The organism is Qipengyuania sp. HL-TH1, from assembly GCF_036365825.1.
Lineage (GTDB): Bacteria > Pseudomonadota > Alphaproteobacteria > Sphingomonadales > Sphingomonadaceae > Qipengyuania > Qipengyuania profunda.
Map to the genome: position 1 here is coordinate 1,690,816 of NZ_CP142675.1, position 13,135 is coordinate 1,703,950.

13 protein-coding genes are annotated in these 13,135 nt (G+C 65.7%); 5 read left to right on the forward strand and 8 right to left on the reverse strand.

Features of this window, described 5'->3' with window-relative positions; genetic code table 11:
• Window positions 1-101: 101 nt before the first annotated feature.
• From VWN43_RS08905 to cysS, 3 genes are read right to left on the reverse strand one after another with little or no spacing between them, the layout of a single operon-like run.
• On the reverse strand, window positions 102-1,040 hold the full coding sequence (locus VWN43_RS08905) for a D-2-hydroxyacid dehydrogenase (protein ID WP_320182007.1): 939 nt from the start codon (window positions 1,038-1,040) through the stop codon (window positions 102-104).
• Window positions 1,041-1,077: 37 nt separating this feature from the next.
• On the reverse strand, window positions 1,078-1,389 hold the full coding sequence (locus VWN43_RS08910) for a DUF559 domain-containing protein (RefSeq protein WP_253523395.1): 312 nt from the start codon (window positions 1,387-1,389) through the stop codon (window positions 1,078-1,080).
• A gap of 2 nt (window positions 1,390-1,391) precedes the next feature.
• Window positions 1,392-2,891, reverse strand: a complete 1,500-nt coding sequence (gene cysS, locus VWN43_RS08915; protein ID WP_320182098.1) for a cysteine--tRNA ligase — start codon at window positions 2,889-2,891, stop codon at window positions 1,392-1,394.
• A 95-nt stretch (window positions 2,892-2,986) separates the two neighbouring features.
• Here cysS and VWN43_RS08920 point away from each other — a divergent pair, with 95 nt between their 5' ends.
• Window positions 2,987-3,520 carry a DUF2306 domain-containing protein gene (locus VWN43_RS08920; protein ID WP_320182006.1) on the forward strand — a complete coding sequence of 178 codons (534 nt, stop codon included), beginning with the start codon at window positions 2,987-2,989 and terminating at the stop codon, window positions 3,518-3,520.
• Here the strand turns inward: VWN43_RS08920 and VWN43_RS08925 are convergent.
• The 4 genes from VWN43_RS08925 to VWN43_RS08940 all read right to left on the reverse strand — a co-directional run bounded on the left by VWN43_RS08925 (window position 3,517) and on the right by VWN43_RS08940 (window position 7,537).
• Window positions 3,517-4,191: a nitroreductase gene (locus tag VWN43_RS08925; protein ID WP_320182005.1), complete on the reverse strand. Its 675-nt coding sequence runs from the start codon at window positions 4,189-4,191 to the stop codon at window positions 3,517-3,519. The two genes, VWN43_RS08920 and VWN43_RS08925, sit on opposite strands and share 4 nt — an antisense overlap.
• A 98-nt stretch (window positions 4,192-4,289) precedes the next feature.
• Window positions 4,290-6,116 (reverse strand): cobaltochelatase subunit CobT, encoded by a 1,827-nt coding sequence (cobT, locus tag VWN43_RS08930; protein WP_320182004.1) that lies wholly within the window; start codon window positions 6,114-6,116, stop codon window positions 4,290-4,292.
• Entirely contained in the window at window positions 6,117-6,779 is a 663-nt protein-coding gene (gene fsa / locus VWN43_RS08935; protein ID WP_063506684.1) for a fructose-6-phosphate aldolase, read from the reverse strand.
• 62 nt (window positions 6,780-6,841) lie between these two features.
• Window positions 6,842-7,537 carry a DUF4197 domain-containing protein gene (locus tag VWN43_RS08940; RefSeq protein ID WP_320182003.1) on the reverse strand — a complete coding sequence of 232 codons (696 nt, stop codon included), beginning with the start codon at window positions 7,535-7,537 and terminating at the stop codon, window positions 6,842-6,844.
• Window positions 7,538-7,602: 65 nt separating this feature from the next.
• Here VWN43_RS08940 and VWN43_RS08945 point away from each other — a divergent pair, with 65 nt between their 5' ends.
• From VWN43_RS08945 to VWN43_RS08955, 3 genes are all read left to right on the forward strand, one after another.
• Complete coding sequence (locus VWN43_RS08945; RefSeq protein WP_320182002.1) at window positions 7,603-9,768, forward strand: primosomal protein N'; 2,166 nt, start codon at window positions 7,603-7,605, stop codon at window positions 9,766-9,768.
• Between the two features lie 73 nt (window positions 9,769-9,841).
• A complete protein-coding gene (locus VWN43_RS08950; protein WP_320182001.1) occupies window positions 9,842-11,449 on the forward strand; it encodes a hypothetical protein in 1,608 nt (535 codons plus the stop codon).
• Between the two features lie 83 nt (window positions 11,450-11,532).
• Window positions 11,533-12,048: a CinA family protein gene (locus tag VWN43_RS08955; RefSeq protein WP_330767248.1), complete on the forward strand. Its 516-nt coding sequence runs from the start codon at window positions 11,533-11,535 to the stop codon at window positions 12,046-12,048.
• On the opposite strand, the gene VWN43_RS08960 is transcribed toward VWN43_RS08955, so the two are convergent.
• A complete protein-coding gene (locus VWN43_RS08960) occupies window positions 12,045-12,470 on the reverse strand; it encodes a winged helix-turn-helix transcriptional regulator (RefSeq protein WP_320181999.1) in 426 nt (141 codons plus the stop codon). The genes VWN43_RS08955 and VWN43_RS08960 overlap by 4 nt on opposite strands.
• 41 nt (window positions 12,471-12,511) lie before the next feature.
• On the opposite strand from VWN43_RS08960, the gene VWN43_RS08965 reads away from it, so the two are divergent.
• A complete protein-coding gene (locus VWN43_RS08965; RefSeq protein WP_320181998.1) occupies window positions 12,512-13,108 on the forward strand; it encodes an FMN-dependent NADH-azoreductase in 597 nt (198 codons plus the stop codon).
• Window positions 13,109-13,135 lie beyond the last annotated feature (27 nt).

Here is a 13,135-nt window from a genome sequence, read left to right on the forward strand (position 1 = left end):
GCGATTCCCCCCTTCGCGGCCCGCACAGGCAGGCGTGAACAGAAATACGCGACCCGAGTCTTCCCGGCTTTTTGCAGGCCTAACAGAGGCCTGCGGACGTGTCAGTAGCCGAGGCCCAGATCCATCTGCGGCTGGACCGGCTCGCCGCGCTGCCAGCGTTCGAGGTTCTCGATGAAACGGTCCGCGCTGCGCTGGAACATCTTGGTCTGCGCGCGGCCCGACAGGTGCATGGTGACCTGCGCATTCTCGAGGTCCCACAGCGGATGATCCTCGGGCAGCGGTTCGGGGTCGGTGACGTCGAGCAGCGCGGCCTCGATCTTCTCCTGCTGCAGCGCCTCGACCAGCGCCGCCTGATCGACGACGTCGCCGCGCGCGATATTCACCAGCACGCCATTGGGGCGCATCGCCGCCAGTTCCATCGCGCCGATCATGTGGCGGGTTTCTTCAGTCGAGGGGACCGCCAGCACGACCCAGCCGAATTCGCCCAGCTTCTCGCGCCATTCGCCGGGCTTAAGCGCACCGTCCGCGCCCGAACGGCGCACCGGCACGACCTTCATGTCGAACGCCTCGAGCCGGGTTTTGATGAGCGATCCGATCGCCCCCATTCCCAGCAGCAGCACACGCTCGCCCGCCAGTTCGCGCTTGCCCGGACTGTCGAGCAGCCATTCGTGGCGGTCCTGCGCGCGCACTACCTCGCGGTAGCCCTTGGCATGCGCGAGCATCAGCATGACGACATATTCGGCAATGGTGATCGCATTGATGCCGACGCCATTGGTGACCACCACGCCGCGCTCGGCGAGCAGGTCGAGCGGCATGAAATCGAGCCCGGCATAGATCGAGTTCATCCATTTAAGCCCGGTCGCGGCGCGCGCGATCTCGATCATCGGCTCCTTTTCGTTGAGGTCGAACCAGCCGATCTCCGCTTGCCGCGCGAATTCCAGCGCCTGTTCCTTGCTCATGAACCACAGCGGCTCGACCCATTCGGGCAGGCGCGGTTCGACCAGCGGACGGATCATGGCGGACAGGACGGCTTTGGTCATCGAATTCTCCCTCGACGCCTCCATTGCCGCTCGGGCGCTATTTCGCAAACCGTTCCTTGCGGCGGGTGGCGATGTCGAGGATCGCCGCGGCCACTTCGCCGGCATTGCGCAGGACATGGGTCGGCGGGACCTGCATGATGTCGACCCGGTGGCGTTCCTGCCAGCGTTCGCGCGCGCCGTTCTGATTGGCGCGGAAGGGATCGTCATCGACCTCGATCGCGAGATGCGCGGCGGCGCAGTAGAACGGCAGGGTGAAGCCCTCGGCCTCGTGATCGCGGAGGAATTCCAGCTCCCGGGGCGCGTCCTTGAGGTGCTGCCACAGCAGCGTCTGCGGGTCGGCCTTGGCCATGCTTAGAGCTTCCATTCCCATCCGAGCGGATCGCCATCCATAACCTCTACGCCTGCGGCTGCAAGGCTGTCGCGGATGGCATCGGAGGTGGCGAAATCCTTGGCCGCGCGCGCCTGCTTGCGGCGCAGGAGTTCGGCCTCGATCTCGTCCTCGGTGATGGCCGCGTCCCTAGGGCGGATACGCAGGTCGGTGCGGGTCAGGTTGAGCAGATCGAGGCCGAAGATACTGTCCATCGCTGAAACCACTTCAAGCTTCTTTTCCGGGCTGACCTTCTTCTTCGCCAGCACCTGCTCGAGCAACGTCAGTGCGATCGGCGTATTCAGATCGTCGGACATCGCCTCATCAAAAGTGACGAACAGGTCTCGAAACATCCCCATTCCGTCACCCTGAACTTGTTTCAGGGTCCATTGTGCGGGGAGCGAAATGGATGCTGAACCAAGTTCAGCATGACGGGCCTTGAGGTTCTCGACCGCCATCACGATCCGCTTCAGGCGGGTCAGTGCAGCGCCCAGCCCGTCCCACGAAAACTCCAGCTCGCTGCGGTAATGCGCCTGCAGGCACATCATGCGGTAGGCGAGCGGGTGGTAGCCCTTGTCGACCAGCAATTGCAGCCGCAGGAATTCGCCCGAGGACTTGCTCATCTTGCCGCTGCGCTCGACGAGGAAGTTGTTGTGCATCCAGATCTTCGCGCCCGAATTGGTCGCTTCCGACAATCCGCCGCAGCCGCAGAAGGCCTGGTTCTGCGCGATCTCATTGGGGTGGTGGATCTCGCGGTGGTCGATCCCGCCGGTGTGGATGTCGAAGGGAAAGCCGAGCAGCTTTTCGCCCATGACCGAGCATTCGAGATGCCAGCCGGGCGCGCCCTTGCCCCACGGGCTGTCCCATTCCATCTGCCGCGTCTCGCCCGCCGGGGTCTTGCGCCAGATCGCGAAATCGGCGGCATTGCGCTTGCCCACAACGGTTTCGATCCGGCCCTCGCCTTCCTCGGTCACCGCACGCGCGAGGCGGCCGTAATCCGCCACGGTCGAGACATCGAAATAGAGCCCGCTGTCGAGTTCGTAGCAATGCTGGTCGGCAATGCCCTTCGCGAAGTCGATCATCTCGTCGATATAATCGGTCGCCACCGACCACTTGGCCGGCTCGCGGATGTTGAGCGCTTTCACATCGGCCCAGAAGGCCTCGGTATAGTGCCTGGCGATGTCCCAGATCGACTGCGCGTTGGCGGCAGCCATCTTCTCCATCTTGTCCTCACCCGCATCGCCATCGTCGGTCAGATGGCCGACATCGGTGATGTTGATGATGTGTGTGAGCTTGTATCCCTTCCAGCTCAGCGTGCGTCCCAGCACATCGGCGAAGACATAGGCGCGCATATTGCCGATATGGGGGTAGTTGTAGACAGTCGGCCCGCAGGAATAGACGCGCGCTTCGCCGGGGTGGACGGGAGTGAATTCCTCCAGCTCGCGGGTGAGCGAGTTGAACAGCTTGAGCGGCGTATCGGTCATGTCCGGCGTGTGGCGGCGCGCATAGTGCGGGTCAAGCGGCACATTGCGACGGTTCGCCATGTGTGTTACTGATGCAATACATTAGGAGACGCGGCATGCTCGGCGACCTTTCCCCTTTGGTATTGGTGCATCTGGGTGCAGCAAGCATCGCCATCGTGCTTGGCGCGATGATTTTCCTGCTACCGAAGGGCACGCTGCGGCACCGGACGATGGGCAGCGGCTATATCGCCGCCATGTTCGTCACCGTGGTTTCGGTCGTCCCCGTCCGCGCCACGGTGATGCCGTTTTTCGGTACGCGCTTCGGCTTCTTCCATGTCTTCGTGCTGTTCGGCTTCGGCGCGCTCCTGTTCGGCGTCGCGAAGCTGTGGCGCTGGCGCAAGACGCGCGATGTCGAGGCGCTGCGCGCGCATCAGGTGCATCTGGCCTATAGCTATGCCGGGCTGCTGATGGCGGGGTTCAGCCAGCTTGCCACCAACCCGCGCTGGCAGCTTGTCGAACTCACCTCCGCAGGCCAGTTCTGGGGCATTTTCGCAGCGGTGAATGCCGCGATATACGGCGCGGCGGTGTGGCTGATCCAGTCGCGGCTGGCAAAAGGCGATCCGCGGCGCTGGTACCCGCAGCCGGCCTAGCCCCACCCTTCCCAGCGCACGCTTTCCTCGATCCCGGCGCGCTTCACGGCGAAATTGTTCACCGCGGCTTCCTCGTCGCGGTAACCGATCGCGACGCCGCAGAAGAAGGTGTGATCCTCGGGGATATCGACCATTTCGCGGATCTGCGGCGCATAGACCGCCCAGGCTTCCTGGAAGCAGGTGTCGAGCCCTTCCTCGCGCGCGAGCAGGCCCACGGTCTGCAGCCACATGCCGATATCGCTCCATTGCGGCGGGCCCATGTATTTGGGCGTGTGGACCAGCATCAGCACCGGCGCCCCGAAAGCGCGGAAATTGTTGGCGAACCACATCAGCCGCTTGCCCTTCTCCTCGCGGGAGATTGCGAGCGCGCCATACATGTCCTCGCCCACACCGCGGCGGCGCTGTTCATAGGCGCCGTCGAGCTCGGGCGGATAGACATTGTATTCGGGCGCAAACGCCGCGCGCCCCTTGGGCAAATCCTGCGCGACGCGGTTGAACAGCGCCTGCATCGGCTCGCCCGTCAGGATGATCCCGTGCCAGGGCTGCGTGTTGCCGCCCGAGGGGCTGCGCTGCGCCTTCTCGAGGATGCGGGTGAGCGTTTCGCGGTCGACCGGCTGATCGGTGAAAGCGCGCACGGAGCGGCGCGTCTGGACGGCTTCGGTAACGTTCATTGTAGCTTGTCTCTCCTCCTCGCCTGCAAGCAGGCGCCCCGATTTGCGGCTTCTGGCCCCGCCCCTCGGCCCGTCGCGCCCGCACACACAGGCGCGGCCTATTTCTCGATCTCGAACAAATCGGCCAATTGCTCGATGATCGTTCCGCCGAGCTGTTCGACATCCATGATCGTCACCGAACGCTTGTAATAGCGCGTGACGTCGTGGCCGATGCCGATCGCGGCGAGCTGCACGGGCGACTGGTTCTCGATCCAGTCGATCACCTTGCGCAGATGGCCCTCAAGGAAGCCCGCGGGGTTGACCGACAGCGAGCTGTCGTCGACCGGCGCGCCGTCGGAAATGACCATCAGGATGCGGCGGTCCTCAGCGCGGCGCAGCAGGCGGTCGTGCGCCCACATCAGCGCCTCACCGTCGATGTTTTCCTTGAGCAGGCCTTCGCGCATCATCAGGCCGAGGTTGCGGCGCGCGCGGCGCCAGGGCTCGTCGGCCTTCTTGTAGAGGATGTGGCGCAGATCGTTGAGCCGGCCGGGGTTCGCGGGGCGCCCGTCGGAGAGCCACATCTCGCGGCTCTGCCCGCCCTTCCACGCGCGGGTGGTGAAGCCGAGGATCTCGGTCTTCACGCCGCAGCGTTCGAGCGTGCGCGCGAGGATATCGGCGCTGATCGCGGCGATCGAGATCGGCCGCCCGCGCATGCTGCCCGAATTGTCGATCAGCAGCGTGACGACCGTGTCCTTGAACTCGGTATCGCGTTCGATCTTGTAGCTGAGCGCATGGCCGGGGCTGACCACCACCCGGGTCAGCCGCGCGGCATCGAGCATGCCTTCTTCCTGGTCGAAATCCCAGCTGCGGCTCTGCTGCGCCATGAGGCGGCGCTGCAGCCGGTTGGCCAGCCGGGTGACCACGCCCTGCAGGCCCGCCAGCTGGCTGTCGAGATAGGCGCGCAGCCGGTCGAGCTCTTCATTGTCGCACAGCTCGGCGGCTTCGACTTCCTCATCGAATTTGTGGGTATAGGCCTTGTAGTCGAAGCCTTCGGGAAAGTCGGTCCACGGGCGATTGGGGCGGACGGGCTGCATGCCTTCCTCGCCATCGTCCGACGGATCGCCATCGGACATTTCCTGTTCGCCCTCGACATCCTGGTCGGCGTCGCCCTCGGCCTCGCCGTCGGTCACTTCCGAACGGGCGTCGGCGGCGTCGGGTTCGGCCCCGCCCTCGTCTTCCTCGTCGGTCTCGTCCTGGTCCTCGGGGTTCTCGCCTTCCTCGTCCTCGCCATCCTCGGCATCGGTCGGTTCGGGGGTCTCGGGCAGCGTCAGGTCGAGATCGCGCAGGATGTCGAGCGTCAGGTTCTGGAACGCGCGCTGGTCGTCGAGCACATCGGCCAGCCCGTCCATGTCGGTGCCGATCTTGGCGAGGATATCCTCGCGCACCAGATCGACCGCCGCGCGGGCGCGTTCGGGCACCGCTTCGCCGGTCAGCGCCTCGCGCAGCATCAGCGACAGCGCGGTCGGCAGCGGGACATCGCCTGCCGCCTCGGCGCGCACGATCGGATCGGACGCGGTGCGCATTTCGACCGCCGCGTCGAGATTGCCGCGAATGCCGGCATAGCGCGTCGAGCCGATCGCTTCGTAGCGGACCTGTTCGATCGCGTCGTAACAGGCGCGCGCGATCGGTTCGGGCGGCGCGCCCTTGCCATGCAGCGCTTCGCTGTGATGCCGCAGCCGCAGCGCGAAACTGTCGGCAAAACCGCGCGCTTCGATAGCCTGCTCGCGCGGGAGATTGCGCCCGGGCAGTGGCACGCGGAAGTTCTTGCCCGACTGGGTCGGTGCATCCGCGCTCCACGCCACCTCGACTTCCGCTTCATGCGCAAGCGCGCGGCTGGCGCCGGTCAGCGCCTGCTTGAAACGGTCGAGAGGAGTCTGTTCGCTCACTTATGCGGTGGGGATCGACTGGCCCGTCTTGTCCCAGTCCTTGAGGAAGCCCTCGATGCCCTTTTCGGTAAGGACATGCTTGAATAGGCCCTTGATCACTGCCGCGGGCATGGTCGCGACATCGGCACCGATGCGCGCGCTTTCGAGCACATGCACCGGATTGCGGATCGAGGCGACGAGGATCTCGGTCGAAAAATTGGGATAGTTGTCGTAGATCAGGCGGATATCGCGGATCAGCGCCATGCCGTCGAAGCCGTTGTCGTCATGCCGCCCGACGAAGGGCGAAACGAAGGTCGCGCCCGCCTTGGCGGCAAGCAGCGCCTGGTTGGCGGAGAAGCACAGCGTCACATTGACCATCGTGCCATCGCCGGTCAGCTTCTTGCAGGTCTTGAGCCCGTCGATCGTCAGCGGCACCTTGATGCAGACATTGTCCGCGATCTTGCGCAGCGTTTCGGCCTCTTTCATCATCGTGTCGTGATCAAGCGCGACGACTTCGGCGCTGACCGGGCCATCCACGATGTCACAGATTTCCTTCGTCACTTCCATGAAGTCGCGGCCCGATTTGGCGATCAGCGACGGATTGGTGGTGACGCCGTCGAGCAGGCCGGTGTCGGCCATTTCCCTGATGTCGGCGATATCGGCGGTGTCGACGAAGAATTTCATGCGCGAAGGCTCCGGGGGAATTGCGATTCCCGCAGAGCCTTAGCGCCCGATATGGCCTGCGGCTAGTACTGCGCGCCCGCGCCGAACACGCCGATGATCAGCGGGTCGCGCGTGGCCTGCGGGTTGCGGCGGATCGCCGCTTCCTCGGTCCCGATCTCGCGCCAGATGGTGGTGTCTATAGTGCCCGCGAAGCGCGTGACCGCGCCCGCCAGATCGACCCCGGCGAGGCCCTGCACCAGCTCCGCCACCAGCGGGTCCTGCGCCACGCGCAGCGCGTCGCCCAGTTCGGGCACCATCGCCTCGACAAGGCTGCGGCCCATCGAATCGCGCAGGAAGCTGGTCGCGGCAGTGGGGCCGCCGCGCACGAGGTCGATCGCGTTCTGGATGCCGATGGTGCGCACCGCATCGGTCACCAGCGGCGCCGCGCGCTGCGCGCCTTCATAGGCGATATCGCCGAACGCGTTTTCGAGCCGGCTCTTGAACAGGGCGGAGGTGAGGATGCGGGACACCACATCGCCGCGCGCGCCCAGCAGCTCGCCGAAGCCGACCTGCGCGACCTGTTCATCCCAGAAACCGCCGCCTTCGAGCATCCGCGCAAAGGCACGTTCGCTCGACAGGAACAGAATCCGCTGGACCGCATCGACCATCCCGAAACCGGGTATCGTCGAACAGGCGGGCAGCAGCAGCAGGCCGCCCCCGGCCATGGCCCCGCCAAGGAAGCCGCGCCGTCCGGTGGGTTTGGCGAGAATATCGGTCATATCGCTGGTCCTCATTGCATCCTGCCCTTGTTTCACGCGCCTGCCCCCGCCCATATGGCCGGGCCATGAACCGCGTGCGCTGCCTCGTCCTCAATGCCGCTCTCGGCCCGCTCGACTACAAGGTGCCCGAGGGCATGGATGTCGCTGCGGGTTCCGTGGTCGAATGCCCGCTGGGTCCGCGCACGGTAATCGGGATCGTCTGGGAAGCTGAACGGCTCCCGGGAACCGAAGTTCCGGTAGAGAAGCTGCGCAATTTGCGCGGGGTGCTGCCCGTGCCGCCGCTGTCCGCCGCGCTCAGGCGGCTGATCGAATGGACCGCGGACTATTATGTCGCCTCGCTTGCCAGCGTGGCGCGGATGGCGCTGGCATCGGGCGGCGCGCTCAAGGGTCCCGCGACGATGACCGAATACCGGCTGACCGGCGGCATGCCCGAACGCATGACGCCGCAGCGCGAGGCGGCGATGGGGGCGCTGGAAGGCGAGCAGGCGACAATCCGCGAACTGGCAGGGATCGCCGGGGTTTCCGAAGGCGTGCTGCGCGGACTGGTCAACCACGGCGCACTCGAACCGGTGGAGGTCGATTGCGACCGGCCCTATCCGCCCGCGCGGCCCGATTTCGTCGAGATCGCGCTAAGCGCGCAGCAGCGCGAGGCGGCGGACATCTTCTCCAGCGCGGTGCGCAAGGCGGAATTTGCCCCCTTCCTGCTCGACGGGGTGACAGGATCGGGCAAGACCGAAACCTATTTCGAACCCGTCGCCGAGGCGCTGCGGATGGGGCGGCAGGTGCTGGTCCTGCTGCCCGAAATCGCGCTGACCGAAAACTTCCTCCACCGCTTCGAGGAGCGGTTCGGCGCGCCGCCGGTGCTGTGGCATTCCTCGCTCAAATCGACCGAGCGCCGACGCGCCTACCGCGCCGTATCCGAAGGCAGCGCGCAGGTGGTGGTCGGCGCGCGATCGGCGCTGTTCCTGCCCTTCGCACGGCTCGGCCTGATCGTGGTCGACGAAGCGCATGAGACCAGCTTCAAGCAGGAAGAGGGCGTGCGCTACAATGCGCGCGACGTTGCGGTGATGCGCGGGCATTTCGAGCAGGTGCCCGTGGTGCTCGCCAGCGCCACCCCCGCGCTCGAAAGCCTGCAGATGGCCGAAAGCGGAATCTACGCGAAGATCGACCTGCCGAGCCGCTATGGAGGGGCGCAGATGCCCACGATCGAGACGATCGACCTGACCGAGGAGAAGCCGCCGCAGGGCATGTGGCTGGCGCAGCGGCTGGTCGATGGGATGGAGGAACGTCTGGAGCGCGGCGAACAATCGCTGCTGTTCCTCAACCGGCGCGGCTATGCCCCGCTGACGCTGTGCCGCAATTGCGGCTTTCGCTACCAATGCCCCAATTGCAGCGCATGGCTGGTCGAACACCGCTTCACCAACCGGCTCGCCTGCCACCATTGCGGGCACGAGGCGCCCGCCCCCAAGACCTGCACCGAATGCGGCGAACCCGACTGCCTCGTCGCCTGCGGCCCCGGGGTCGAACGGATCGCCGACGAAGTGGCCGAACGCCTGCCGCAGGCACGTGTCTTTGTCGCCACTTCCGACACGCTCAATTCGCCCGGCCGCGCGGCGGAGTTCATCGCTGCGGTCGAGGCACGCGAGGTGGACGTGATCGTCGGCACGCAATTGGTAACCAAGGGGTTCCATTTCCCCGAGCTGACACTGGTCGGCGTGGTCGATGCCGATTTGGGCCTCGAGGGCGGCGATCTGCGCGCGGGCGAGCGGACCTACCAGCAGGTCGCGCAGGTCGCCGGGCGCGCGGGGCGCGGTTCGAAACCGGGCGAAGTGCTGCTGCAGACCCGCCACCCCGACGCGCCGGTGATTGCCGCGCTGGCGGCGGGCGACCGCGATGCCTTCTATTCCGCCGAAACCGAGATGCGCCGCGAGGCGGGGGCCCCGCCCTTCGGCCGCTGGGCCTCGATCATCATTTCCAGCGAGGACGATGCGGAGGCGCGCGAGGCGGCCAACCGCATCGGCGCCTTCCGCCCCGATGTCGCCGAATGCATGATCCTCGGCCCCGCGCCCGCCCCGATGGCATTGCTGCGCGGCCGCTATCGCTACCGCTTCCTGATCAACGCACGGCGCAGTGTGCAATTGCAGCAGGTCATCCGCCGCTGGCTGGCCGCGATCGACCACCCGCCCGGCGTGCGCGTGGCAGTCGATATCGACCCCTATAGTTTCGTTTGATTGTCGCGCGCGGCGTGCCTAGGCTCGGCCGTGTCCGGGCCATCGCAGGGCCTGTTACGGGGGTCTACTTTCCATGCTCAGGATTCTTGCCGCGCTGACGGCCTGTCTTGCCTTGCTCGCCTCGCCCGCGCAGGCCGCGGACGACATCTGGAAGCGCGCCGACACACAGCATTTCACGATCTATTCGGCTGGCGACGAAGATGAGCTGACCGATTTCGCCAACGATCTCGAACGGTTCGATGGCCTGCTGCGGTTCTGGTACGACAAGCCCGATCGGCCGGGCAAGGATCCGATCACGATCTACCTGCTCGACGGCAAGCGCGGCGTCCAGAAGCTGGTCGGCTCGCGTTATGTCGCAGGCTATTACTCGTCCGAAATCGAAGGAACCTACGCCATCGCGCATCGCGGCGGCGGCGGGTGGCGCAGCCTGACCGGTCAGCGCGTGCTGTTCCACGAATATGCCCACCATTTCATGTTCAACGAATTTGCCGTGCCTGCACCCGCATGGCTGATCGAAGGGTTCGCCGAATTCCTCGCCACGGTCGAATTCGGCGAGGACGGCAGCTGGACCTATGGCAAGCCCGCCACCCACCGCGGCGCCGAACTGAGCTATTACGACGATGCCCAGATCGAACGCCTGCTCTCATGGCCCGATGAAGAGGGCAGGGTCATCGCCGGCTTCTACGGCTGGTCGTGGGGGCTGACGCATATGCTGTACACCGCGCCCGATCGCGGCGCGCGCATTTCCGCCTACATCGACCGGCTCGCCACAGGTGAGAAGCCCCTGCCCGCCGCGCGCACCGTGTTCGGCGATCTGCGCCAGCTCGAACGCCAGCTCGAACGCCACGTGCGCGGGGATATCGAATATGGCGTCTCGGCGGAGCCGTTCTCCTGGTCGCAGGATGTCAGCCTGAGCACCTTGTCCCTCGCCGAGAGCCGGATGCTCGAACTCCGCCTGCGCCGCCTGGGTAGAAACAAGCTCGAAGACACGCGCGACGATCTTGCGGCTTTCGCCCGCGAGGGGACGCTCAGCGCCGATGCCTATGCCGAAATGGCCATGGCCGAGCTGGGGCTCGAGCAGATAGGGCGCGCGGAATACAAGGAAGAACACAAGGACGACGACGCGGTCGAGGACAAGGAAATGGGCGGCCCCTATTTCGTTGCCGCCGAGGCGGCCGCCGACCGGGCGCTGGCAGTCGATCCGGGCCATTTGCGCGCCAATATCGTCAAGGGCCGCATTCTAAGCCATCGTCTGTACGAAGACGAAAGCACCGACAGCGAAGCCTGGGCGCATGCACGGCGCCATTTCCAGATCGCCAACCGGACCGATCCCACCAATGCCGAGGCGCTCTACCGCTTCGCCCTCAGCTACGCACGCGAAGGGCGCGAAGGATCGATGATGCACGATGCCTATCTCGCGGCCTTCAACCGCGCGCCGCAAACCACCGCCTTCCGTATCGGCCTCGCCTATGATCTGGCGCGACTGGGACGGTATGACGATGGCATCGCCTTGTTGCAGATGCTTGCCAACGACCCGCATTTCCCCAAACCGGGCCGCCGCGCGATCGAACGGATCGAGGCCATGCGCGAGAGCGGGGCCAAATTCCCCGACCTCAGCGATATCGACGACGACGACGAGGCAGACGACGACGACGATTCCGGGGCAGACGACAAGGACTAGGTCGCCGGAAGCGCGGGCATCGCGGGCCATGCGGTCCGTGCAACGGGAACCCCGGGTTTCTCCGGGACGTTCACCGAGACAGTATGGCCGAAGAACTCGAAGCTGCCCTTCCCGACGATGTCTGCGATCTCGCGGAGCGCATTCTGGGCGCGGCGAAGGAGGCGGGCTGGCAGCTGGCCACCGCGGAAAGCTGCACCGGCGGGTTGCTTGCCGCGCTGTTCACCGATGTCCCGGGCTACAGCCGTGTCTTCGATCGCGGCTTCGTGGCCTATTCGGACCAGGCGAAATGCGACCTGCTCGGCCTGGCCGACGATCTGGTGGCGAATTGCGGGGCGGTAAGCCGCGCGGTCGCCGAGGCGATGGCCGCGGGCGCGCTCGACCGGTCGCAGGCGCAGCTGGCGATCTCGATCACGGGTTTCGCCGGGCCCGCGGGCGAGGATGACGAGGAAGGCCTCGTCCATTTAGCGCTCGCTGGCGCCGACGGATCGCTCACGCATCGCGAAGAGCATTTCGGACCGATCGGCCGCGACGGAGTACGGATCGCCGCGCTGCGCGCCGCGCTCGACATGCTGCGCGAAAAGCTCGACCTCACGGCCTAGTCCTGTCCGCCGTCATAGACCGCACGCGCGGCCTCGACCTTGCCGATATTGGCCACCGCCCAATTGCCCAGCTGCGCGACCGGAACGCACAGCGAGCGCCCCAGCGCGGTGAGTGCATAGTCGACCCGCGGCGGCACGCTGGGGGTGACCGTGCGGCTGACCAGCCCGTCGCGCTCCAGCCCGCGCAGCGTGCGCGTCAGCATGCGCTGCGAAATGCCGGGAATATCACGCCGCAATTCGTTGAATCGCCGCGATCCGTCGGCCAGCCCCATCACGACGCGGACCGACCATTTGTCGCCGACACGCGCGAGGATGTCGTTCACCGCGGTGCATTGCGGCGCATTGTGAACTTCAAGAGTTACACCGGTGTCCCTATCGGACAGCGAAGTGCCTTCTTGCGCGGGGTGGGGTACAGTTTCCATATGGCCTCCAGGTTATCAACAGTAACTATGGAGTCCCCCCTATGCAAATCCTTCGTATCGATAGCTCGACCACCGGCGACCAGTCGATCAGCCGCAAGTTGACCGACGAACTGCTCGCCCATTTCACTGCCAAGCATCCCGAGGCCAGGGTCGTCACCCGCGATCTTGTGGCCGACCCGTTGCCGCATATCGACCCGATCACCACCAGCGCGATCCGCACGCCGCCCGAAACGCATGAGGAAGCGGTCGCCGCGGCCTATCCCGAACAGCGCGCGGTGCTCGACGAATTCCTCGCCAGCGACGTGGTGATCGTCGGCGCGCCGATGTACAATTTCACCATCCCCAGCCAGCTCAAGGCATGGCTCGACCGGCTCGGCGTGCCCGGCGTGACCTTCAAATATGGCGCAAACGGACCCGAAGGCCTGGCGGGCGGCCGCAAGGTCGTGGTCGCCTCGGCGCGCGGCGGCGAATATTCGACCGACCAGCTTGCCGAGAACCAGGAAAGCCTGCTGACCACCTTCTTCGGCTTTATCGGGGTGGACGATCTGCATTTCGTCCGCGTCGAGAAGGCGGGCTTCGGTCCCGAGGCCATCGAACAGGGCATGAATGCGGCGAAGCAGGAAATCGCCAAGCTGTAAGGCACCAACGCAGTGGCCGGGCATTGG